The 23,659-nt window shown below is 62.6% G+C and carries 22 protein-coding genes; all 22 read left to right on the forward strand.

Features of this window, described 5'->3' with window-relative positions:
* Positions 1–10: 10 nt before the first annotated feature.
* The 22 genes from IFT44_RS13970 to fliM all read left to right on the forward strand — a co-directional run bounded on the left by IFT44_RS13970 (position 11) and on the right by fliM (position 23,619).
* Entirely contained in the window at positions 11–1,594 is a 1,584-nt protein-coding gene (locus tag IFT44_RS13970; protein ID WP_192176071.1) for a flagellar hook-associated protein 3, read from the forward strand.
* Positions 1,595–1,864: 270 nt separating this feature from the next.
* Positions 1,865–2,791, forward strand: a complete 927-nt coding sequence (locus IFT44_RS13975) for a ketoacyl-ACP synthase III (RefSeq protein WP_122475930.1) — start codon at positions 1,865–1,867, stop codon at positions 2,789–2,791.
* A gap of 488 nt (positions 2,792–3,279) precedes the next feature.
* On the forward strand, positions 3,280–4,737 hold the full coding sequence (locus IFT44_RS13980; protein WP_122475929.1) for a flagellin: 1,458 nt from the start codon (positions 3,280–3,282) through the stop codon (positions 4,735–4,737).
* Between the two features lie 72 nt (positions 4,738–4,809).
* Positions 4,810–5,154 (forward strand): flagellar protein FlaG, encoded by a 345-nt coding sequence (locus IFT44_RS13985; RefSeq protein ID WP_122475927.1) that lies wholly within the window; start codon positions 4,810–4,812, stop codon positions 5,152–5,154.
* A gap of 80 nt (positions 5,155–5,234) precedes the next feature.
* Positions 5,235–6,689, forward strand: a complete 1,455-nt coding sequence (gene fliD / locus IFT44_RS13990) for a flagellar filament capping protein FliD (protein WP_192102307.1) — start codon at positions 5,235–5,237, stop codon at positions 6,687–6,689.
* A gap of 205 nt (positions 6,690–6,894) precedes the next feature.
* Positions 6,895–7,302 (forward strand): flagellar export chaperone FliS, encoded by a 408-nt coding sequence (gene fliS / locus IFT44_RS13995; protein WP_122475924.1) that lies wholly within the window; start codon positions 6,895–6,897, stop codon positions 7,300–7,302.
* 10 nt (positions 7,303–7,312) lie between these two features.
* Positions 7,313–7,606: a flagellar protein FliT gene (locus IFT44_RS14000; RefSeq protein ID WP_122475922.1), complete on the forward strand. Its 294-nt coding sequence runs from the start codon at positions 7,313–7,315 to the stop codon at positions 7,604–7,606.
* A gap of 151 nt (positions 7,607–7,757) precedes the next feature.
* On the forward strand, positions 7,758–9,239 hold the full coding sequence (locus IFT44_RS14005) for a sigma-54 dependent transcriptional regulator (protein WP_122475920.1): 1,482 nt from the start codon (positions 7,758–7,760) through the stop codon (positions 9,237–9,239).
* A 225-nt stretch (positions 9,240–9,464) separates the two neighbouring features.
* Positions 9,465–10,682 carry a sensor histidine kinase gene (locus IFT44_RS14010; RefSeq protein WP_192176072.1) on the forward strand — a complete coding sequence of 406 codons (1,218 nt, stop codon included), beginning with the start codon at positions 9,465–9,467 and terminating at the stop codon, positions 10,680–10,682.
* Complete coding sequence (locus IFT44_RS14015; RefSeq protein WP_192137931.1) at positions 10,679–12,088, forward strand: sigma-54-dependent transcriptional regulator; 1,410 nt, start codon at positions 10,679–10,681, stop codon at positions 12,086–12,088. Before IFT44_RS14010 ends, IFT44_RS14015 begins: the two co-directional genes overlap by 4 nt.
* A gap of 151 nt (positions 12,089–12,239) precedes the next feature.
* Positions 12,240–12,566, forward strand: coding sequence for a flagellar hook-basal body complex protein FliE (gene fliE / locus IFT44_RS14020; RefSeq protein ID WP_122475915.1), 327 nt, complete (start codon positions 12,240–12,242; stop codon positions 12,564–12,566).
* Positions 12,567–12,580: 14 nt separating this feature from the next.
* Positions 12,581–14,368, forward strand: a complete 1,788-nt coding sequence (gene fliF / locus IFT44_RS14025) for a flagellar basal-body MS-ring/collar protein FliF (protein ID WP_192176073.1) — start codon at positions 12,581–12,583, stop codon at positions 14,366–14,368.
* Complete coding sequence (gene fliG / locus IFT44_RS14030; RefSeq protein ID WP_043193255.1) at positions 14,361–15,380, forward strand: flagellar motor switch protein FliG; 1,020 nt, start codon at positions 14,361–14,363, stop codon at positions 15,378–15,380. Before fliF ends, fliG begins: the two co-directional genes overlap by 8 nt.
* A gap of 99 nt (positions 15,381–15,479) precedes the next feature.
* The gene (gene fliH, locus IFT44_RS14035) at positions 15,480–16,247 is read left to right on the forward strand and encodes a flagellar assembly protein FliH (RefSeq protein ID WP_122475912.1); all 768 of its coding nucleotides are present in this window, start codon (positions 15,480–15,482) and stop codon (positions 16,245–16,247) included.
* A complete protein-coding gene (gene fliI, locus IFT44_RS14040) occupies positions 16,237–17,595 on the forward strand; it encodes a flagellar protein export ATPase FliI (protein ID WP_122475911.1) in 1,359 nt (452 codons plus the stop codon). Before fliH ends, fliI begins: the two co-directional genes overlap by 11 nt.
* 6 nt (positions 17,596–17,601) lie before the next feature.
* Positions 17,602–18,051, forward strand: a complete 450-nt coding sequence (fliJ, locus tag IFT44_RS14045; protein WP_122475909.1) for a flagellar export protein FliJ — start codon at positions 17,602–17,604, stop codon at positions 18,049–18,051.
* A gap of 84 nt (positions 18,052–18,135) precedes the next feature.
* Entirely contained in the window at positions 18,136–18,459 is a 324-nt protein-coding gene (locus tag IFT44_RS14050; RefSeq protein ID WP_122475908.1) for an STAS domain-containing protein, read from the forward strand.
* On the forward strand, positions 18,459–20,168 hold the full coding sequence (locus tag IFT44_RS14055) for an ATP-binding SpoIIE family protein phosphatase (RefSeq protein ID WP_185794508.1): 1,710 nt from the start codon (positions 18,459–18,461) through the stop codon (positions 20,166–20,168). Before IFT44_RS14050 ends, IFT44_RS14055 begins: the two co-directional genes overlap by 1 nt.
* 66 nt (positions 20,169–20,234) lie before the next feature.
* Positions 20,235–20,579, forward strand: coding sequence for an Hpt domain-containing protein (locus IFT44_RS14060; protein WP_185794565.1), 345 nt, complete (start codon positions 20,235–20,237; stop codon positions 20,577–20,579).
* 90 nt (positions 20,580–20,669) lie between these two features.
* Positions 20,670–22,013: a flagellar hook-length control protein FliK gene (locus IFT44_RS14065; RefSeq protein ID WP_192176074.1), complete on the forward strand. Its 1,344-nt coding sequence runs from the start codon at positions 20,670–20,672 to the stop codon at positions 22,011–22,013.
* A 118-nt stretch (positions 22,014–22,131) separates the two neighbouring features.
* Entirely contained in the window at positions 22,132–22,641 is a 510-nt protein-coding gene (fliL, locus tag IFT44_RS14070) for a flagellar basal body-associated protein FliL (RefSeq protein WP_122475903.1), read from the forward strand.
* A gap of 9 nt (positions 22,642–22,650) precedes the next feature.
* Positions 22,651–23,619, forward strand: coding sequence for a flagellar motor switch protein FliM (gene fliM / locus IFT44_RS14075; protein WP_043186057.1), 969 nt, complete (start codon positions 22,651–22,653; stop codon positions 23,617–23,619).
* The last annotated feature ends 40 nt before the right edge of the window (positions 23,620–23,659 follow it).

The raw sequence follows: 23,659 nt of genomic DNA on the forward strand, positions 1-23,659 counted from the left end.
ATAGTCGACCATGCGAATTTCCACTTCTCAGTATTTCGAGACCAGCGCGACCGGCTATTCCAAGAATTTCTCGGACACCGCCAAGACCCAGGCGCAGATCAGCTCGGGCAATCGCATCCAGAGTGCCGGAGACGACCCGGTCGGTGCCGCCAAACTGTTGCAACTGCAGCAGCAGAGCAGCTTGCTGACCCAGTACAGCGGCAACATGACCGGCGTTACCAACTCGCTGACCCAGGAAGAGAGTGTGCTCGACAGCATCACTACGGCCTTGCAGCGGGCCCAGGAATTGACGATTCAGGCCGGTAACGGCGGCCTGAGCGATGCCGACCGCACCTCGATTGCCAGCGAAATCGGCGAGATCGAGAAAAACGTCCTTGGCCTGCTCAACACCAAGGATGCCAACGGCCAGTACATGTTCTCCGGATCCAAGACCAGCACGCCGCCTTATGTGCAGAACAGCGACGGCAGCTACACCTACCAAGGCGACCAGACCCAGCTCAGCCTGCAGGTGTCCGATACCCTGCAACTGGCGACCAACGACACCGGTTACGGCATCCTGGAAACAGCGGTGAACACCAGCCGTACGCAAACCACCATGACCGCACCGGTGGTCGACGACGGCCTGGTGACCGTGTCCGATGGCCGCCTCGAATCGCTGACCACCTACAACAAGGCGTTCACCGACGGCCAGCCGTACAAGCTGACGTTCACCAGCAGCACCCAGTTCACCCTCACCAACAGCAAGAACCAGGATGTGACCTCGCAGGTCACTGGCAACGGCACCTTTGACCCGAAGGCCGACGGTGGTACCACTATCAGCCTGTACGGTGTGGAGTTCGACATCGACGTGGCGGCCAAGCAGAGCGCGCTGGGCACCGTTGCCGATGCCGACATGGCAGGGCGCACGTTCAGCCTGGGCAGCAAGCCGGACAGCATCAGTTCGACGCGCAACGCGGCCAACACCTCCACGGCGCAGCTGACCAGCGCGAACGTGACCGATGCCGATCGCTATTCCGCAGCTTTCCCGGCTGGCGGGGCGGTGATCAAGTTCACCAGCGACAGCGAGTACGAGGTCTACGCCCAACCACTGACCGATTCCAGCCAAGCCATCGGCAAGGGTGCAGTGGTTGTCGGTGCCGCTGGCAGCTCGATCACGGCGGCGGGGGTGACCTTCAATGTTTCGGGCCAGGCTGGCGCGGGCGACAGCTTCAGTGTCAACGCGAACAGCCACAAGACCCAGAACGTGCTGGATACGCTGCATCAGCTCAAGTCCGCCCTGGAGATACCGGTGACCGACGCCAGATCCGCGCTGGCATTGAAGAACGCCACCGACTCGGCGTTGGGCAACCTGGCCAGCGCCAACGAGAACATCGACATTTCCCGTGGGCAGATCGGTGCGCGGCTCAACTCGCTGGCTATCCAGAACGACGAGAACGTCAGCCTGGCGTTGGCCAACAAGAGCACGCAGTCGGCGATTTCCGACACCGACTTCGCCACCGCATCGGTGACCTTGAGTCTGCAACAGACCATGCTGCAGGCTTCGCAGCTGGCCTTCGCGAAGATCTCCCAGCTGAGTCTGTTCAACAAACTCTGATCGGCGGGGCGCAGGCCCCGTCTCGCACGACCCCGCCGCGCGCCATTTCCTACCGCCTATGGCACAATACCTGTGTGACCAATGGGTCGAATCGTGCATCTTCACACTTATGTATTGCCGGGCCGCTGAATCAGCGGCCTGCAGCTGCTTCGTTTCTGGCAGCAGTGGCGCCGTCTTACCTGGGCCGACGCCGCCTGACACCCTTTTCGATGGCATTGCGCAAACGCTCCGCGTAATGGCCTCCAGCTACCTTTGTATTGGGAAGCCACAATGATTGGCATAAAAAGCATCGCGAGTTACGTGCCTGCCGAAGGCCTGGACAACTACGCCCAAGGTGCCAAATTCGCCAAGGATGAAGATTTCATCATCGGCAAGATCGGTTCGGCCTTCCTGCCGCGCAAGTCCGACGACCAGGAAACCTCCGACCTCTGCGTGGAAGCGGCCAACGCCTTGTTCGCCAGCAATCCGCAGCTGTCCCGCGAGTCCATCGACGCCTTGATCGTCGTCACCCAGAACGGGGACGAGGAGGGCCTGCCACACACCGCAGCTATCGTTCAGGACAAGCTCGGCCTGTCGACCAACGTTGCGGCGTTCGACATCAGCCTGGGTTGCTCGGGCTATGTGTACGGCATCTATGCGCTCAAGGGCTTCATGGAAGCGGCTGGCTTGAAGAACGGCCTGCTGATCACCGCCGACCCGTACTCCAAGATCGTCGACCCCGAGGATCGCAACACCACCATGCTGTTCGGCGACGCGGCCACCGCCACCTGGATGGGCGAGGACGCGCCCTGGCAGCTGGGCAAGGCCAAGTTCGGTACCGATGGTTCCGGCGCCCCGCACCTGAAGGTCACCGATGGGGTGTTTTTCATGAACGGTCGGCAGGTGTTCAACTTCGCTCTGCTGAAGGTCCCGGCGCATCTGCACGAATTGCTCGATGAGTCGGGCCTGACCAGCGCCGACGTCGACGCCTACTGCATCCACCAGGGCAGTGCGGCGATCGTCGATGCGGTAGCCCGGCGTTTCGAGGAAGAGCCGGAGAAGTTCATCAAGGACATGGTCGAAACCGGCAACACGGTGTCCAGCAGTATCCCGCTACTGCTGGAAAAGCACATTCTCGACTCCGCCTGGAAGCGCGTTGCCCTGAGCGGCTTCGGTGTCGGCCTGTCCTGGGGCTCGGCGCTCATCTACCGCCCCTGATCCACCGCGTTGCCCCCAGACGCGGCTTGCGCCGCTGCTACAAATGCGGCGTTGTCCGTTGACGCGGCTTGAGCTGCTGCTGCGGATACCACGTTGCCCGCCGACGCGGCTTGCGCCGCTGCTACAGATACCGCAATCCCCTGTAGCAGCGGCGCAAGCCGCGTCCGGGCTCGCCGCGCTCTTGCATGCACACGGCGGCAACCGTGACGCGATTCGGGTCACTGCTACCGTTGATCCGTTGACGCCAGAAATTCGCGCTATCGCTGTCCATTCCCCTCAAGTTCCCCCTTCCTCGGACGAAACAGTTATCAAGAGAGATCAAGCCAACGCTTGCTTTTTCCGGCTACAGCGGCTTGAAGGCGAAAAAACATTGCAATCGCCCTCAAGCAAAGCGCTGAACCGACGATAACTACTACGAAGGTTCTCTAGGCCACACCCGGCGCTCGCCAGGGCCGGAAGCCACAGCTAACAACCCCGAGGAATTTGTCATGGCCTTATCCGTAAACACCAACACCGCTTCCTTGACCGTTCAGAAAAACCTGAACAAGGCTTCCGATGCGCTGAGCACCTCGATGACCCGTCTTTCCTCGGGCCTGAAAATCAACAGCGCCAAGGACGACGCCGCCGGCCTGCAGATCTCCAACCGTCTGACCAGCCAGATCAACGGCCTGTCGGTCGCAGTGAAGAACGCCAACGACGGTATCTCCATCGCCCAGACCGCTGAAGGCGCGATGCAGGAATCCACCAACATCCTGCAGCGTATGCGTGAACTGGCCCTGCAGTCGGCGAACGGTTCGAACAGCGGCGATGACCGGACTTCGCTGCAGTCCGAGTACACCCAGCTGACTTCCGAGCTGACCCGTATCGCCAACACCACCACCTTTGGTGGTCGCAACCTGGTCGACGGCTCGTTCGGTTCCACCGCCTTCCAGATCGGCGCCAATGCCAACGAAACCATCAACGTGACGTTGGGCGATGTGTCTGCCAACGCTATCGGTTCGCAGCAGGTCAAGAGTATCGGTGTAGCCGTGTCGGCTGCCGGGGTTGCAGGTGGTGCAGTCAAGGTTACAGGCGGGGGTGAGACCAAAGATGTGACCATCGACGCCAAAGCGTCAGCCAAGACTATCGCCAGCCAGCTTAACGGTTCAGTACCCGGTCTGACCGCCAAGGCAAGCACCGAGGCATCTTTCGTCGTAGGCGCAGGTGCCGCAGCCGCTCCGGCAACCTTCACTATGAAGGTCGGCAGCAGCGAAACCGTCAGCATGGTTGGCGTGACCGATACCGCCTCGCTTGCCGATCAGTTGAACTCGAACGCGGCGAAACTGGGTATCAGTGTCAACTACGACAGCAAGGCAGGCACGCTGTCGGTCAAATCCGACACCGGTGAAAATATCGTGTTCGGCGTTGATACCACCGTCACCGGTGCCGCCGCCGCTGCTGCGAACGTGACGGTAGCTACCAAAGACGCTAGCGGTACTCCAGGCACTGCGGTAGGCGTTGCAGACACCTTCATCGCCACCGGTGCTGTCTCGCTTGATTCGTCCAAAGGCTACTCGGTCGCTGGTGTAGGTGTTACCGGCCTGTTCGCCACCGGTACTGCCGGTGCTTCGTCCAGCAAGGCCTCCGAGCTCACCTCGGTCAGCGAAACCGACATCACCACTGCATTCAACGCTCAGAACGCAATCGCTGCACTGGACAAGGCCATCTCCAACATCGACGCCCAGCGCGCCGACCTGGGTGCGGTGCAAAACCGTTTCGACAGCACTGTGTCGAACCTGCAGAGCATCTCCGAGAACTCGTCGGCCGCTCGTAGCCGTATCCAGGACGCCGACTTCGCTTCGGAAACCGCCGAGCTGACCAAGCAGCAGACCCTGCAGCAGGCATCCACCGCGATCCTGTCCCAGGCCAACCAGCTGCCATCGTCCGTACTGAAGCTGCTTCAGTAATACGGCCCCTGGCTGACTGACGGAAGGGTGCCCACGCACCCTTCCGTTTTTTGATTTTCGGGGTGATCAAACATGGACATGAGCGTTACTGCAAGATTGCCTCTTGCCGCCACGTCAGCGCCAGCGAGCGCCGCCTCCCTGCCTGCGCGGCAGGTCAAGCAGGATGAACCCGCGGTCGAGTCGGTGACTCCCGAACGGGCCGAATTGGAACAAGCGGTGAAGGACCTCCAGGCGCATGTGAATACCGCACAGCGCAATCTGGAATTCTCCATCGACGACTCGACGCATGCCGTCGTGGTCAAGGTCATCGCTACGGACAGCGGTGAAATCATTCGTCAGTTGCCAACCGAGGCCGCGCTCAAGTTGGCGCAGAGCCTGGCAGACGGTCGCAGCGGTCTGCTCGACGCGACCATCTGAGCTGGCACGAAAAATGTAGCTGGGTGTGCTTGGGGCGGTATCCGTCAAAAACACGCCTGACTCGATTCTAGGAGATACCGATGGCTACTGTTTCCTCCACTACCGGCACCACCGCCGCCACCACGACTGCCAGTACTTCAAGCACCACCACCTCAAGCACCAGCGGCGCGATCAAGTCCAGCGGCGTGGGCACGGGTATCGACACCGATGCCATCGTCAAGGCCTTGGTGAATGCCGAGAAAGCGCCCAAGCAAAAGCAGATCGATACCCAGACGCTGACCACCACCACCACCTTGACCGCCGTTGGCACCGTCAAGAGCTCGCTGGAAACCTATCGGGCCGCCGTCGCGGCAATGAACAAGGCCTCGGCGTTCAGCGGCTTGACCGGAGCCTCGTCCAACGACAAGGCGGCTTCGGTGACCGTGACCGATTCCGCCTCCGACGGTACGTACTCGCTTGAAGTAACGACCCTGGCGACTTCCTCGAAGATTTCTTCTGGCGTCTACGCCGACAAGAGCGCAGCCGTGGTCAATGCTACGTCTTCCGCCCAGACCTTGACGATCACTCAGTCATTCAAAGACAGCAAGATCAGCATTCCGGCGGGTGCGACGTTGGCGCAGACCCGCGATCTCATCAACACCCAGCTGGTCGGTCGCGGTATCAGTGCCAACATCCTGACCGACGCCAGTGGCTCGCGCCTTGTCCTCAGCTCCTCGACCACCGGCAAGGGTACCGAGATTTCCATGACCGCCGAGGCGGGCAGTGGCCTCGACAAGCTGACTGCCTCCACCACTGTGAACGAGCCCACCAATGCGACGTACAAGATCGACGGCATCGAGATGGAGTCGTCGACCAATACGGTCGCCGCGGCCATCAGCGGCGTGTCAATCAAACTGTTGGAAGCAGGGGCCGCCAAGACGACCATCTCGGTCAGCACCAACACTGACACCCTGAAGAAAGCCACCACTGGCTTCGTCGATGCCTACAACGCGCTGATGACCCAACTCAACACGCTGACCAAGGTCAGCACCGGGGCCGACGGCACGACCAGTGGGGGAGGGCTGACCGGCGACTCCACCGTGCGCCACCTGATCCAGTCGATGCGCAACGAGTTGGTCACCTCCTCGGGCTCGAGCAAGCTGACCCTGTCGCAGTTCGGCATCAACACCGACCAGAAGACCGGTCTGCTGGCAATGGATGACGCCAAGTGGAACACGGCCATGGGCGATCCCGCCAACGTGGCAGCCATCCAGGACATGTTCACCGGCAAGGACGGTCTGCTTTCGCGGATGACCACCGCGACCGACTCCTATGCGGTGAAAGGCGGCATTCTCGCCTCGCGTTCGGATTCGCTCTCCGGCACGCTGACCAAATTGACCGAGCAACAGCAGGCCCTGGACCGCCGGATCAAGAACCTGACGGACACCTTGAATGCCAAGTACACCGCCATGGACACCCTCGTCGCGCAGCTCAACGCCACCAGCAAGAGCATCATGACCACGCTGAACGCGCTGAACAAAACCGACAGCGATTGACGAAAAGTGCCACTCACGGGGCCCGGTCTATGCCGGGCCTTTGCATATCCGTCATTTGCACGAACGCTTCCATATCGACGGCGTTCATTACCTGATACCACGTTACTTTGCATATTCCATCAGGCTCACTAAAGTTTTTCCCGCCCGCGACGACATAGTAACCAAGCGATACAACATCAAATCATGTGTTACGAGGTCCGCCGCAATGAACGCCATGAGAGCGCTGAGCCAATACCAGAAGGTCGATTCCCATGCCCAGACATCCGAAGCCACGCCGCATCGGCTGGTGCAGATGCTGATGCAGGGCAGTCTCGATCGCATGGCCCAGGCCAAGGGTGCGCTGAGCCGTGGTCAGGTGTCGCAGAAGGGCGAGATGCTCGGCAAGGCCGTGGCCATCATTGGTGGCCTGCGCCAGGGGCTGGATCCAAGCAAGGCCGGCGAGTCGCAATCCATCAAGGACCTCGACGACCTTTACGCCTACATGTCCGGCCGCCTGACCGAAGCCAACATCAAGAATGATCCGCAGTTGATCGACGAAGTCGCCCGGCTGATGATCACCGTCAAGAGCGGTTGGGACGCCATCGCCAGCCACGAATCGGCACAGCCGGCCTGAGGAGTTTGCCATGAGTGCACTACAGCGGATTCAGCAGACTCGCCACGCCTTGGTAGACGCCATGCAGGCAGGCGATTGGGATGCGATCGGCGTTCTGGACATCGAATGCCGGGCTTGTGTCGACAGCGTATTGCAGGAAGTCCCGGAAGACCCAGTGCAATTGCGCAGTCACCTCGAGGATCTGCTCGAGGTCTACCGTCAATTACTCAACGTCACTCGATTAGCGCGTCAGTCAGTTGTCGACGAAATGTCACAGTTCACCCAAGCGAAGAACGCTGCAAAGGTTTACCATCTGTTCCGCTGACAGCCATTGCGCCATAAATTTGACTAAGTCGATTTTTTTGCCTTTACTAGTGGCTGTTACGATTCGTCTGGCGTCTGTTAGCTGAAACCATGGCCAAAAACGTCGAAAGCGCCCTTTCGGGCTTCGAGTTGACTAGGGAAGTTGCTATTGCATGTGGCGTGAAACCAAAATTCTGCTGATCGATGACGATAGCGTTCGCCGCCGGGATCTGGCGGTCATCCTGAACTTTCTTGGCGAAGAGAACCTGGCCTGTGGCAGCGCTGACTGGCAGATGTCGGTCGACGCGCTGTCGTCCAGCCGCGAGGTGCTCTGCGTCCTGGTGGGGGAGGTGTCTTCGGGCAACCTTGCCGGCCTGCTGAAGACGCTCGCCAACTGGGACGAGTTCCTGCCGGTGCTGCTGCTGGGCGAGCCAGGTGCTGTCGAGCTGCCCGACGACCTGCGTCGTCGCGTGCTGTCGCACCTGGAGATGCCGCCCAGCTACAGCAAGCTGCTCGATTCCCTGCACCGTGCCCAGGTCTATCGCGAGATGTACGACCAGGCCCGCGAGCGCGGCCGTCAGCGCGAACCCAACCTGTTCCGCAGCCTGGTGGGCACCAGCCGCGCCATCCAGCATGTGCGCCAGATGATGCAGCAAGTGGCCGATACCGATGCCAGCGTGCTCATCCTCGGCGAGTCGGGTACCGGCAAGGAAGTGGTCGCGCGCAACCTGCACTACCATTCCAAGCGTCGCGATGCGCCATTCGTGCCGGTGAACTGTGGCGCGATTCCGGCCGAGTTGCTCGAAAGCGAGCTGTTCGGTCACGAGAAGGGCGCCTTCACCGGCGCGATCACCAGCCGCGCCGGCCGCTTCGAGTTGGCCAACGGCGGTACCCTGTTCCTCGACGAAATCGGCGACATGCCGTTGCCGATGCAGGTCAAGCTGCTGCGAGTGTTACAGGAACGGACATTCGAGCGCGTGGGCAGCAACAAGACCCAGAGCATCGATGTGCGCATCATTGCGGCCACGCACAAGAATCTGGAAAGCATGATTGAGGTCGGCACGTTCCGTGAAGACCTGTATTACCGCCTCAACGTGTTCCCCATCGAGATGGCCCCGCTGCGCGAGCGCGTGGAAGACATCCCGCTGTTGATGAACGAGCTGATCTCGCGCATGGAGCATGAAAAGCGTGGGTCGATCCGCTTCAACTCGGCAGCCATCATGTCGCTCTGCCGCCATGGCTGGCCGGGCAACGTGCGTGAATTGGCCAACCTGGTCGAGCGGATGGCGATCATGCATCCGTATGGTGTGATTGGCGTGGTCGAGTTGCCGAAGAAATTTCGCTACGTCGACGACGAGGACGAGCAATTGGTCGACAGCCTGCGCAGCGATCTGGAAGAGCGTGTGGCAATCAACGGCCATACGCCCGACTTCGCTTCCAGCGCCATGCTGCCGCCCGAGGGGCTCGACCTCAAGGACTACCTGGGCGGATTGGAACAGGGTTTGATCCAGCAGGCGCTGGACGATGCCAATGGCATCGTCGCGCGCGCCGCGGAACGTCTGCGCATCCGCCGTACCACCCTGGTGGAGAAGATGCGCAAGTACGGCATGAGCCGACGCGAAGGCGAGGGCGAAGAGCAACAGGCAGACGATTGACGCCTGCGGCTCGACCGGCCGCTGCCCTTCAGGCAGTGGCCATGCTTCATACAACATCTGCCGTTTCCGGCAAAGCGCGCCAAGCGCTTGAACTCCCACACTTTCCCTGCGCCATCCGACTGTTCCTTGCGGCGCTCGCAGCCCGCAGGGTTTCACCCGGCACGGCTATTGCTTTTATCCCTTTCACGATACCGTTTTTGACGGTGAGCCAAGTGAGAGAGACCCATGCCACAGGCCGCTATCCAGCCCTCCGCGCCCATGCCCCGCAGCGACGCTTCCGTGTCCGTAGCGCCATCCGACAGCCGCCAGGGGCTGGACCAGGCGTTCGTCCTGTTCGACCAGATGTCCGACCGCTTGAGCGACTCCTACAGCCTGCTCGAGGCGCGCGTGGCATCGCTCAAGGGTGAGCTGGAAGTGGTCAGCGCCCAGCGCCTGGCCGAACTGGCGGAAAAGGAACGGCTTGCCAATCGCCTGCAGAACCTGCTCGATCTGTTGCCCGGCGGCGTCATCGTCATCGATGGGCATGGTCGTGTGCGCGAAGCCAACCCGGCAGCCGCGAATATGCTGGGTGCGCCTCTGGAAGGCGAACTGTGGCGCGAGGTGATCGTCCGCAGTTTCGCGCCACGCCGCGACGACGGTCATGAAATCTCTTTGATCGATGGGCGGCGTCTGTCGATTTCCACCCGCTCGCTGGACGCCGAGCCTGGTCAATTGGTGTTGCTTACCGATCTGACCGAGACCCGCCGTCTGCAGAGCGAAGTGGCGCGCAGTGAGCGCCTGTCGTCACTGGGCCGGATGATGGCCTCGCTGGCCCATCAGATACGCACGCCGCTGTCGGCAGCGCTGTTGTACGCCAGTCACCTGACCGAAAAACCACTGCCGGTGCAGACCCAGCAGCGCTTCGCTGGACGCCTCAAGGAGCGTCTGCATGAATTGGAAAACCAGGTTCGCGACATGCTGGTGTTCGCCCGCGGCGAGCTGCCGCTGCCCGATCGCCTCACGCCCCGCCAGTTGCTGCAGGCCCTGCAGGCCGCCGCCCAGCCCCATGTGCACAATGTCGCCGTGCGTTGGCAGTGCGACAGCCATGCCGGCGAGTTGCTGTGCAACAAGGACACCTTGGTGGGCGCGGTACTCAACCTGATCGACAACGCCATCCAGGCCAGCGCCGGCGAGGCACGGCTGAAGGTCCATCTGTATGCGCGCGACGACACCCTGCGCCTGTGCGTCAGTGACAATGGGCCTGGCATGGCCCCGGCAACGCTGGCGCGGCTGGGTGAGCCGTTCTTTACCACCAAGCCCACCGGTACCGGGCTCGGCCTGTCGGTGGTCAAGGCCGTGGCAAGGGCCCATCAAGGCGAGTTGATACTGCGCTCCACGCTCGGCCGCGGCAGCTGCGCCACCTTGACCCTGCCATTGGTGGCCCTGCAGGAGCGTGCTCCATGAGCATCAAGGTGCTGTTGGTCGAGGACGACCGGGCCCTGCGCGAGGCGCTGGGCGATACGCTGGAGCTGGGTGGCTTCGAATTCGAGGCGGTGAGCTGTGCCGAGGAAGCATTGTTGGCAGTGGCGCGCGAGCCCTTCGGGATCGTGGTCAGCGACGTCAACATGCCCGGTATCGATGGGCACCAGTTGCTTGCCAGGCTACGCGCCCGGCAGCCGCAACTGCCGGTGTTGCTGATGACGGCCCATGGCGCCGTCGAGCGTGCGGTGGATGCCATGCGCCAGGGTGCGGCGGACTACCTGGTCAAGCCATTCGAGCCGCGCGCGCTGCTCGACCTGGTGACCCGGCATGGCCGCGGCCTGGTCCCGGCCGGTACCGATCACGGCCCGGTCGCACTGGAGCCGGCCAGCCTGGCCTTGCTCGAGCTGGCGGCACGGGTTGCACGCAGTGATTCCACGGTGCTGATATCCGGTGAATCAGGCACCGGCAAGGAAGTGCTGGCACGCTACATTCACCAGCAGTCGCGGCGCGCAGAACAGGCTTTCGTCGCCATCAACTGCGCGGCGATTCCCGACAACATGCTCGAAGCCACGCTGTTTGGCCACGAGAAGGGCGCGTTCACCGGCGCTGTCGCGGCGCAGGCGGGCAAGTTCGAGCAGGCCGATGGCGGCACCTTGTTGCTCGATGAAATTTCCGAGATGCCGCTGGGCCTGCAGGCCAAGCTGTTGCGCGTGTTGCAGGAGCGTGAGGTCGAGCGCGTCGGCGCACGCAAACCCATTGCCCTGGACATACGCGTCATCGCCACTACCAACCGCAACCTGGCGGCCGACGTGGCGGCCGGGCGCTTTCGCGAAGACCTGTTCTACCGTCTTTCGGTCTTCCCGCTGGCGTGGACACCTCTGCGCGAGCGCCGCGCCGATATCCTGCCGCTGGCGCGACGCTTGTTGGACCGCCATGTCGACAAGATGAAGCACGCGCCTGTGCGTTTCTCGCCACTGGCCGAACAGTGCCTGCTCGATCATCCGTGGCCGGGCAACGTTCGCGAGTTGGACAACGCCATTCAGCGCGCCTTGATCCTGCAGCACGGCGGCTTGATCCAGGCAGCCGACTTCTGCCTGGCCGGGCCTGCAGGCGCGGCACCGTTGCCGCCGTTGAGCCTGGTGGTGCAAGCCCGTGCCCCGGCACTGCCGTTGGAAACCCAGGCGCCGGTCGGGCTGCCGGCCGGCGCGTTGGAGGACGATCTGCGCCGACGGGAATTCGAAATGATCATCGACACCCTGCGCAGCGAGCGCGGCCGCCGCAAGGAAGCCGCCGAGCGCCTGGGCATCAGTCCACGGACGCTGCGCTACAAGCTGGCGCAGATGCGCGATGCCGGAATGGACGTGGAGGCCAGTCTGTTCGCCTCGTGACGGACGCCCGCTGACCGGCAGCGGCTGCGGCGATTCGTCGCCATCGATCTGTTTCGCAAGCCTGCGACTGCAACTGGCACCCTCCTTGCTACTACCTCTGTAGTGAATGCAGCAGTGTCAAAAAAACGCAGGTCGTCGCAGAGGGTCACCCATGAGCCAAGGTATTGAATTCAACCGCTTGATGCTGGACATGCGCGCCATGCAGGCGGACGCCATGGCCAGGCCTGCGGCGGTTGCGGCGCCGGAAGTCGGCGCCAGCAGCTTTGCCGACATGCTCGGCGGCGCCATCAACAAGGTCGCGGACGTGCAGGGTGCTTCCAGCCAACTGGCCACTGCTTTCGAGATCGGCAAGAGCGGCGTCGACCTCACCGATGTGATGGTCGCCTCGCAGAAAGCCAGTGTCTCGTTCCAGGCCTTGACCCAAGTGCGCAACAAGCTGGTCCAGGCATATCAAGACATCATGCAGATGCCGGTCTGAGGACGAATTGAGTCATGGCTGAAGCGACCACCGATAACCTCCCTGCCAAGAGCGGCAACAAATCGCCGCTCATGGGCTTGTCTGTCCTGCAGAATCTGTCGCAGATGACCATGCTGCGTCAGGTCGGCCTGTTGGTCGGCCTGGCTGCGAGCGTCGCGATCGGCTTTGCCGTGGTGCTCTGGTCGCAGCAACCCGACTACCGGCCGCTGTACGGCAGCCTGGCGGGCATGGACACCAAGCAGGTGATCGACACCCTGACCACGGCCAACATTCCCTATACCGTGGAACCCAACTCCGGCGCCTTGCTGGTCAAGGCCGACGACCAGTCGCGTGCGCGCATCGCCCTGGCCTCGGCCGGCGTTGCGCCCAGCGACGGCAACGTCGGCTACGAGTCGCTCGACAAGGAACAAGGCCTGGGCACCAGCCAGTTCATGGAAACGGCGCGCTACCGCCGCAGCCTGGAAGGCGAGCTGGCCCGTACCATCGGCAGCCTGAACAATATCCGCGCGGCGCGCGTGCACCTGGCCATCCCGAAGAGCTCGGTGTTCGTCCGTGACGAGCGCAAGCCAACGGCCTCGGTGCTGGTGGAAATGTACCCCAACCGTACCCTGGATGCCGGCCAGGTGGCGGCCATCGTCAATCTGGTGGCAACCAGCGTCCCGGAACTGAACAAGTCCAACGTGTCGGTCGTCGACCAGAAGGGCACCCTGCTGTCGGCGCAGCTGGAAGACAACGCGCTGACCATGGCCGGCAAGCAATACGACTACAGCCGCCGCATGGAGAGCATGCTGACCCAGCGTGTCCACAACATACTGCAACCGGTGGTGGGCAGTGATCGGTTCAAGGCCGAGGTGTCGGCGGACCTGGATTTCAGCGCGGTCGAGTCGACCTCCGAGCAGTTCAACCCGGACCAGCCGGCACTGCGCAGCGAGCAGTCCACCAGCGAGCAACGTTCCAGCGGTTCGGGCCCATCGGGTGTACCCGGCGCCTTGAGCAACCAGCCACCGGGCCCGGCCACCGCACCGCAGAATGCCGCCCAGGGGCAGGCAGCCGCTGGCGCGATCCAGCCAGGCCAGCCGCTGCTCGACGCCAATGGCCAGCAGATCATGGACCCGGCCACCGGCCAGCCGATGCTGGCGCCGTATCCGGCCGACAAGCGTCAGCAGTCGACCAAGAATTTCGAGCTCGACCGCTCCATCAGCCACACCAAGCAGCAGCAGGGTCGCCTGACCCGGTTGTCGGTCGCCGTGGTGGTCGATGACCAGGCCAAGGTCAACCCGGCCGACGGCACCGTGACCCTGACGCCCTGGAATGCCCAGGAGCTGGCCCGTTTCACCCGTCTGGTACAGGATGCCGTGGGCTTCGATGCGAGCCGTGGCGACAGCGTGACCGTGATCAACGTACCGTTCGCGCCCAACTCGGCGGAAGTCATCACCGAGCCTGCGTTCTACAAGGAACCCTGGTTCTGGGACATCATGAAACAGGCGCTGGGCGTGCTGTTCATCCTGGTCCTGGTGTTCGGCGTGTTGCGCCCGGTGCTGACCAACATCACCGGTGGTGGCAAATCCAGGCCGGGCGATGGCGAACTTGGTGCCGCCGGCGGGGTGGGGGGTGTTGCCGCCCTGGGCATGGACAGCGAGCTGGCCAACGATCGGGTCAGCCTGGGTGGGCCGCAGAGCATTCTGCTGCCCAGCCCGACCGAGGGCTATGACGCCCAACTGAATGCAATCAAGAGTCTTGTGGCCGAAGACCCGGGCCGAGTGGCCCAGGTCGTGAAAGAGTGGATCAATGCCGATGAGTAGTTCACAAGCCGTCACCCCCAAGCTGACCAAGGTCGACAAGGCCGCCATTCTTCTGCTGTCTCTGGGTGAAACCGACGCGGCGCAGGTGCTTCGCCACATGGGTCCCAAGGAGGTCCAGCGCGTGGGCGTGGCCATGGCGCAGATGCGCAATGTGCACCGCGAGCAGGTCGAGCAGGTGATGAGTGAATTCGTCACCGTGGTCGGCGACCAGACCGGCCTGGGCGTGGGTTCCGACAACTACATCCGCAAGATGCTCACCTCGGCCCTTGGCGAAGACAAGGCCAACGGCCTGATCGACCGAATTCTGCTGGGCGGCAACACCAGCGGCCTGGACAGCCTGAAATGGATGGAACCCCGCGCCGTGGCCGATGTGATTCGCTACGAACACCCGCAGATCCAGTCGATCGTCGTGGCCTACCTCGACCCCGACCAGGCCGGCGAAGTGCTGGCGCATTTCGAGCACAAGGCGCGCCTGGACATCATCCTGCGCGTGTCTTCGCTGAACACCGTACAGCCTGCGGCGCTCAAAGAGCTCAATACCATTCTGGAGAAACAGTTCTCCGGCAACTCCAACGCCACGCGGACCACGCTGGGTGGGGTCAAGCGCGCCGCCGACATCATGAACTTCCTCGACAGCTCGTCCGAGGGCCAGTTGATGGACTCCATACGCGAGGTCGATGAAGAGCTGTCCGGGCAGATCGAAGACCTGATGTTCGTTTTCAACAATCTCAAGGATGTCGACGATCGCGGCATTCAGGCGCTGTTGCGCGAAGTCTCTTCCGACGTACTGGTGGTCGCGCTCAAGGGCGCCGACGAAGGCGTGCGCGAGAAGATCTTCAAGAACATGTCCAAGCGCGCGGCCGAACTGCTGCGCGACGACCTCGAGGCCAAGGGGCCAGTGCGGGTCAGCGATGTCGAGTCGGCGCAGAAGGAAGTGCTCACCATTGCCCGGCGCATGGCCGAGGCCGGTGAAATCGTGCTGGGTGGCAAGGGTGGGGAAGAGATGATCTAATCGTCCCTCTCCCGGACCTCTGTCGTGGAGGCTGGCCACCCTGGGGTGGTCGGCTCCGAGCGACCCCACTTCGCACCCAGGCGCCAGGAATCGCAAGCCATGTCCCGCCCCCCGCAAGAACCCGTCAGTGAACTGATCCGCGCCGTCGACGCGCGCAGCGCCGACCTGTGGGCGTTGCCCAGTTTCGATCCCGAACGGCCCGCCGTCGAGGTGGTGCTGGCGCCGGTGTCGGTCGAGGAGATCGAAGAGGTTCCCCTCGACGAGGTCCAGCCCATCACCCTGGAAGAACTCGAAGCCATTCGCCAGGAAGCCTACAACGAGGGTTTCGCCACCGGCGAAAAAGAAGGCTTTCACAGTACCCAGCTCAAAGTGCGTCAGGAAGCCGAGGCCGCACTGGCCAGCAAGCTCGTCCAGTTCGACCGGCTGTTGGGGCACCTGTTGACGCCCATCGCCGATCAGGACACCCAGATCGAAAAATCCCTGGTCGAGCTGGTAGGGCACATTGCCCGGCAGGTCATTCGCCGCGAATTGGTCACCGATTCCAGCCAGATCGAGAAAGTACTGCGTGAGGCGCTCAAGTTGTTGCCCATGGGCGCCAACAACATCCGCATCTTCATCAATCCCCAGGATTTCGAGCAGATCAAGTCATTGCGGGAGAAGCACGAGGAAAACTGGCGCATCCAGGAGGACGACGCGCTGCAGCCCGGTGGCTGCCGTATCGAAACCGAGCACAGTCGCATCGATGCCAGCATGGAGACGCGCATCACCCAGGCCATTGCCCAGCTGTTCGACCAACTGCACGAGCAGAACATGCACCCGGCCCCGGCCGACATCACCATCGAGCTGGGTGAGCCCGATGAAGCTTGATCGCACCAGCTTCGGCAAGCGCCTGGGCACCTACGAGGCGGCCATCGACCTGCCGCGCCAGCCAATCGTCGAAGGCCGCCTGCTGCGCATGGTCGGGCTCACCCTGGAGGCCGAAGGGTTACGTGCCGCCATGGGCAGTCGCTGTGTGGTCATCAACGACGACAGCGACCAGCCGGTGCAGGTCGAAGCGGAAGTCATGGGCTTTTCCGGCAGCAAGATCTACCTGATGCCGGTGGGCAGCGTGAGCGGCATCGCGCCTGGCGCGCGGGTGGTGCCGGTTGCCGATACCGGGCGCCTGCCCATGGGCATGAGCATGCTCGGACGCATTCTCGACGGCGCCGGCCGTGCGCTGGACGGCAAGGGCGGCATGAAGGCCGAGGACTGGATCCCCATGGACGGGCCCACCATCAACCCGCTCAAGCGTGATCCCATCAGCCAGCCACTGGATGTCGGCATTCGCAGCATCAATGGCTTGTTGACCGTGGGCCGTGGCCAGCGCCTGGGTCTGTTCGCCGGTACCGGCGTGGGCAAGAGTGTGCTGCTGGGCATGATGACGCGCTTCACCGAGGCCGACATCATCGTCGTCGGGCTGATCGGCGAGCGCGGCCGCGAGGTCAAGGAGTTCATCGAACACACCTTGGGCGAGGAGGGCCTGCGCCGTTCGGTGGTGGTGGCATCGCCGGCCGACGAAGCCCCGCTGATGCGTCTGCGCGCGGCCATGTACTGCACCCGCATTGCCGAATATTTCCGCGACAAGGGCAAGAACGTCCTCCTGCTGATGGACTCGCTGACCCGTTTTGCCCAGGCCCAGCGGGAAATCGCCCTGGCTATCGGCGAGCCACCTGCCACCAAGGGCTATCCGCCCTCTGTTTTCGCCAAGCTGCCCAAGCTGGTCGAGCGGGCCGGCAATGCCGAGGCCGGGGGCGGCTCGATCACCGCGTTCTATACGGTGTTGTCCGAAGGCGACGACCAGCAGGACCCGATCGCCGACTCGGCACGGGGTGTACTCGATGGCCACATCGTGCTGTCGCGGCGCCTGGCCGAAGAAGGGCATTACCCGGCCATCGATATCGAAGCGTCGATCAGCCGGGTGATGCCCAGCGTGGTCAGCCCCCAGCATCTGGCCCAGGCCCAGCAGTTCAAGCAGCTGTGGTCGCGCTACCAGCAGAGCCGTGACTTGATCAGCGTCGGTGCCTACGTGGCCGGCGGCGATCGCGAGACCGACCTGGCCATTGCCCTTCAGCCGCAACTGGTGCGCTACCTGCGCCAGGGTCTGAACGACAATGAGAGCCTGCAGGCCAGCGCCGAGCGCCTGGCGGCAGTGTTCACACCCGTGGCACCGGGGTAAGCGACCATGGCGATGAGTCGTGCGGCGCGCCTGGCGCCCGTGGTGGAAATGGCCGAAAGCACCGAGCGCAAGGCTGCCCAGCGGCTGGGGCATTTCCAGGGCCAGGTGAGCCTGGCCGAAGCCAAGCTGGCCGAGCTCGAACGCTTCCGCAACGACTACCAGCAACAGTGGATCAGCAACGGCAGTCGTGGCGTGTCCGGGCAATGGCTGTTGAACTATCAGCGCTTTCTCAACCAGTTGGAAACGGCCGTCGGCCAGCAGAAACAGAGCCTTGCGTGGCATCAGAACAACTTGAACAATGCGCGCGCCACCTGGCAACAGGCCTATGCTCGAGTGGAAGGGCTGCGCAAGCTGGTGCAGCGCTATATCCTCGAGGCCAGGCAGCTGGAGGACAAGCGGGAACAGCGGCTGCTCGACGAGTTGTCGCAACGCCTGCCCAGGCACGAGAACTTTTAGCCGGAATTTGTCAGTACCCCGTTGAACGCTCTGCAGAGCGGTGCTACATCTGGCCTGCAAGGCACACCCAAGGAGCATTACTACATGGCTGTAACCCAGAGTTCTGTCACCCAGACCTTCGACCCTGAAAGCAATACGTCATCGGTGGCCATTTCGGGCCGGTTCGATTTCAGCCTGCACCAGCAGTTTCGCGAAGCCTACGAGGACGAGCGTGCCGGCAAGCCCAGCCGTTATGTCATCGACCTGAAGAACACCACCTACATGGATAGCTCAGCCCTGGGCATGCTGCTGTTGTTGCGCGACCACGCCGGGGGCGACAACGCCGACATCGCACTGATGAACATTTCTCCCGACGTGCGCAAGATCCTGGCGATCTCCAATTTCGACAAGTTGTTCAAGATCTCCTGATGCAGCCAGCCAACGAGGAAGCGCTGACGGTCCTGATCGCCGACGACAACATGACCGACCGCATGCTGCTGTCCAGCATCGTGCGACGTCAGGGGCATGCGGTGATCACGGCCAGCAACGGCCAGGAGGCGGTCGAAGTGTTCCGCCAGCAGCGTCCGCAGTTGGTGCTGCTCGATGCCATGATGCCGGTCATGGACGGCTTCGAGGCTGCGCGTGCCATCAAGCAGCTGGCCGGTGAGGCCCTGGTGCCGGTGATCTTCCTGACCTCGCTGACCGAAGAACAGGCGCTGGTGCGTTGTCTGGACGCCGGTGGCGACGATTTTCTGGCCAAGCCCTACAACCAGGTGATCCTGGCCGCCAAGATCAAGGCAATGGATCGCCTGCGCCGCTTGCAGGCCACGGTGCTCGAGCAGCGAGACCTGATCACCCGCCATCATGACTACCTGCTCAACGAGCAGCGCGTGGCCAAGGCGGTGTTCGACCAGATCGCCCATTCCGGATGCCTCGACGCTCCCAACGTGCGTTACCTGCAGTCGCCCTATGCGCTGTTCAATGGCGACCTGCTGCTGGCTGCCTACACGCCTTCGGGCGACATGCATGTGCTGCTCGGTGATTTCACCGGGCACGGGCTGCCGGCGGCGGTGGGCGCGATGCCCTTGGCCGAGGTGTTCTATGGCATGACGGCGAAGGGCTACGGGCTCAACGAGATTCTTCGCGAGATGAACGCCAAGCTCAAGCGGATCCTGCCGGTGGACATGTTCTGCTGCGCCACCATGTTGCGCCTGAGCTTCCAGCGTTGCACGGTCGAAGTCTGGAACGGCGGCATGCCCGACGGCTACCTGCACCGCCAGGATGGCTCGGCGCGTGTCGCGCTGGTGTCGCGTCATCTGCCGCTGGGCGTATTGCCGGCCACCCGTTTCGAGGACCAGACCGAGGTCTGGCCGCTGGCGCCTGGCGATCGAGTTCTGCTGCTGTCCGACGGCGTCATCGAAACCAGCAATGCGCAAGAGCAGTCTTTCGGCGTGGAGAGGCTCGAACGCGTCTTCGACACGCACAAGGACCCTGAGTCGCTGTTCGAAGGCATCCTGCAGGCTTTGCATGATTTCCGCGGTGAATCGCGCGACGATGTGAGCATGGTGCAGCTGGCATTGATCGACGCCGAGCGCCAGCCCCCGGCCAGCCTGATCTATTCCGACAGCGGCCAGTCGAGCCCGCTCGACTGGTCGGCCATGTTCGAGTTTCGTGCCGACACCTTGCGCCGCTTCAATCCCTTGCCGTACATCCTGCAATTGCTGCAGGAAATTCACGGCCTGCGTCCGCAGAGTGGAGAGCTGTACAGCGTGTTTGCCGAGTTATACTCCAACGCGCTGGAGCATGGCGTACTCGGCCTCGATTCCGCGCTCAAGTGCGATGCCACCGGATTCGCCCAGTACTACGCGTTGCGTAACGATCGCCTGGCGGCTTTGGAAGAGGGCTATATACGCATACACTTGCAGATACGCCCGCACGGGGTTGGCGGAGTCCTGAGAATCGTGGTCGAAGACAGCGGCAAGGGATTCGATCCGAAACAGGTCCTGGCGAAGCCGCCGAGCGTGCACGGACTGTCTGGGCGTGGTGTCAATCTGGTCCGCCAACTGAGCCACAGCGCGGGCTGGTCGGAAGACGGGCGCAGCGCGCACGTCGAATTTACCTGGGAGTCTCAAGCGTAATCGGCTTGATCAAGGAGCGAACAAGTGCCCATCGAACAATTGGCTGAAGAACAACTGGCTGAAGCACTGCAAAAGCCCCATGTAGACCCCACGGCCCTCGAGGCCCTGCAAGAGGTCATGGAGGATGAATACCCTCTGTTGCTCGACACCTTCCTGAGCGACTCGCAACTGCGTTTGAACGAACTGCACCGGTCCCACGATCTGGTCGAACTGGGCCATGCCGCCCACAGCTTCAAGGGCAGCAGCAGCAACATGGGCGCTCTGCGCCTGGCGCAGTTGTGCAGCGAGCTCGAGCAGTACTGCCGACAAGGTGCGCTGGAGGGTGTGGATGCTTATGTACAGCGGATCGACCGCGAATTCGTCCTGGTCCTTCAACTGTACTCGCAGGAGCGCGCGCGCTTTGCAGGTTGAGCGTCGTTGACGTTGCTGGTTCCTCGCTGGCCCGATACTTGCTTTCTCCATGGCAATCAGCGTTAACGCCACCGTATCGGGGAGATCTTCATGGCTGTCGCTTCAAACCCTTTGTTGCTGCAACTGGGCGCCGCTGCTCGCGCCACATCGGTCACCGGCGCGGCCATGCCCAGTGCAGCGGACAACGATTCGGCGCCTCGTTTCGCCGATCTCTATGCCCGTCAAAACCACGAAGTCGCGGTCAAGCCGCGGACCGAGCCTGCGCCGAGTGCCCCACGGGAAACCGCCACGCCGCCGGCCTCGAAGGCGGCTGGCGCCAACCCGACGGTTGCCGATAGCGGCAAGAAGTTGCCAGTTGCCAAGGCCGACAAGCCTGAGAAGCTCGACAAGACCGACAAAACCGACAAGCCCGCCGCCAAGGACGACGACAAGGTCAGCGATACCGCCGACAAGGACGATCCCAGCGTTGGCGCTGCTGCGGCACCGGTCGATCCTGCCGCGGTACCCATCCCGGCCGATCCCGCTGCCAATCCGGCACTGGCCCAGGTGCCGCCACCGGCAGTGGCCGCTCTCAGCCCGGCGGACAGCGATAGCGTCGGCGCTGGCGAGGATTTCGATCCAGCTCAAGACGTGCTTGCCGATTTGCCGGCGCTGCGCCTGGCCCTGGAGCAGACGGCCAAAAATAATGGCACTACCTCTGCACATGCCAGCCAAACGTCATCGGGCGATCCCTCGAAGGCAGGCGAGCAGGATATAGAAGGCAATTTCGTCAATGGTCTGGCGGCCATGGTGAGCAAGGAGTCGGCAGGCGAAGCGGGTGAGGGCGGCGATGACGGTTTTGCTGGTTTGATCGGCGGGGGCTTGAAGGATGCCGACGCAACGGCCAGCGACAGCCGCCTCGATAACTTCGCCGACCGCCTGCAGGCCTTGACCCAGTCGACCACGGCCAAGACCGGCACTGCGGCGCCGCTGGCCAGCCCGCTGGGCCAGCCGTTGGCCATGCAGCAGTCAGGATGGACCGAAGGCCTGGTCAACCGGGTCATGTACCTGTCCAGCCAGAACTTGAAATCAGCCGACATCCAACTGACACCGGCGGAACTGGGGCGCCTGGACATTCGCGTCGACATCACCCCGGACCAGCAGACCCAAGTGACCTTCACCAGCGCCCATATCGGCGTGCGTGAGGCATTGGAGAGCCAGCAGCATCGGCTCAAGGACATGTTCAACCAGCAGGGCATGGGGCAGCTGGACGTCAACGTTTCCGACCAGTCCCGTCAGTCCCAAGGCGAGCAGCAGGCGCAACAGAGCCGCCGCACGGGTGGCGCACGCTCTGGTGCGGACGCGCTCGATTCCGCCGAGCCCGCCGTCGCGGCTGCGCAGCCCCTGACCTCCGGCACGGTGCTGGGGACTAGCGCTGTGGATTACTACGCCTGACAGTGCCTGAAGGGGTCGGTTGCCAGGCTCGAAATCGAGCCCACAGGATTGTTGGCATAACCCTTGCTCCATCGTCGCCATGGGTACGCTTACCCCTCAATGGTGACGGATTATTGGCATGGCAAAGACCGAAGAAGCAAAGGAACCCGCAGCCAAGGAAGGCAAGGGCAAACTCAAGCTGATCATCCTGCTGGTCGTGGGCCTGCTGCTGGCCGTCGGCCTGTCGGTCGGGGCCACCTGGTTCCTCATGCACAAACCCGCCGAAGCGCCCGCGGACAAGGCCACGGCAGATGCTGCCCACACCAAACCTGCGGCGATCTACGAGCCCCTCACACCCGCCTTCGTGGTCAACTTCAAGCAGAACGGTCGTGATCGCTACATGCAGGTCAGCATCGTCCTGCAGGCGCGGGACAAGGCCGACATGGACGCCCTGAAGGTGCACACGCCGGTCATTCGCAATAACCTGGTCATGCTTTTTTCCGGGCAACCGTTCGAAACTTTGACCACGCCCATCGGCCAGGAAATGCTGCGCCAGAAAGCTACCGCGAGCGTTCAGGAAGTGGCGCAGAAAGAAGTGGGCAAGCCCGTGATCGACCAGGTGCTCTTCACTAACTTCGTATTGCAGTAGGAACAACTCATGGCCGTACAGGACCTGCTGTCCCAGGACGAGATCGATGCGCTGCTGCATGGCGTCGACGATGGCCTGGTGCAAACCGAAGGCAATGGCGAGCCCGGGGGGATCAGGAGCTACGACCTGACCACTCAGGATCGCATCGTGCGTGGGCGCATGCCGACGCTGGAAATGATCAACGAGCGCTTCGCCCGCTACACCCGCATCAGCATGTTCAATCTGTTGCGTCGTTCTGCCGATGTGGCGGTAGGCGGCGTGCAGGTGATGAAGTTCGGCGAGTACGTGCATTCGCTGTACGTACCGACCAGCCTCAACCTGGTGAAGATCAAGCCGCTGCGCGGCACTGGCCTGTTCATTCTCGATGCCAAGCTGGTGTTCAAGCTGGTCGACAATTTCTTCGGCGGTGACGGCCGCCACGCCAAGATCGAGGGGCGCGAGTTCACCCCTACCGAGCTGCGCGTGGTACGCATGGTGCTGGACCAGGCTTTTCTCGACATGAAGGAAGCCTGGCAGGCCATCATGGAAGTCAACTTCGAGTACATCAACTCGGAGGTCAACCCGGCCATGGCCAACATCGTCGGGCCCAGCGAGGCGGTCGTGGTCTCCACCTTCCACATCGAGCTCGATGGCGGCGGTGGGGACCTGCACGTGACCATGCCGTACTCGATGATCGAGCCCGTGCGCGAGATGCTCGATGCCGGCTTCCAGTCCGACCTGGACGACCAGGACGAGCGCTGGAGCAAGGCCCTGCGCGAAGATGTCCTGGATGTCAGCGTTCCCCTGAGCGCCACCGTGGCGCGGCGTCAGCTCAAGCTGCGCGATATTCTCCACATGCAGCCCGGTGACGTGATCCCGGTGGAACTGCCGGAAGAGTTGATCCTGCGTGCCAATGGCGTGCCTTCGTTCAAAGCCAAGCTTGGCTCGCACAAAGGCAACCTGGCTTTACAAGTTATCGAACCGATCGAGCGTCGCTGATCGGTTTGACCTGATGATTTAGATGCCCGTCGAGGACCAC

Origin of the sequence: Pseudomonas sp. CFBP 13710, assembly GCF_014842235.1 — a bacterium.
Lineage (GTDB): Bacteria > Pseudomonadota > Gammaproteobacteria > Pseudomonadales > Pseudomonadaceae > Aquipseudomonas > Aquipseudomonas baltica.